Annotated in this window: 1 pseudogene; it reads left to right on the top strand. The window is 37.6% G+C overall.

The features are described 5' to 3' along the window. Positions 1-50: 50 nt before the first annotated feature. Positions 51-255, top strand: a pseudogene (locus tag LB465_RS18580) (IS110 family transposase); the annotation flags it as partial.

Genomic DNA, 255 nt, shown 5'->3' with positions numbered 1-255 from the left:
TCTTGCAAGCTGAAAGATTTTCCAACTGTGGTTTTTAAAATTTATTCGCCATGAAAAAAATTAGAACACATGCGGCGGGTATTGATATAGGTGCCCGCAAAATTTTTGTTGGATTGGAAGGTAAAGAGGTGAAAAGTTTCGACACCTTTACGGAGGATTTGGAAGCTGCAGCATCCTACTTACTGGAAAATAATGTAGATACTGTTGCTATGGAAACAACCGGTGTTTATTGGATAATCCTGTATGATATACTTC

Origin of the sequence: Salegentibacter lacus (assembly GCF_020164555.1) — a bacterium.
Taxonomy (GTDB): domain Bacteria; phylum Bacteroidota; class Bacteroidia; order Flavobacteriales; family Flavobacteriaceae; genus Salegentibacter; species Salegentibacter lacus.
This window is presented reverse-complemented; position numbering and strand designations above follow the sequence as displayed.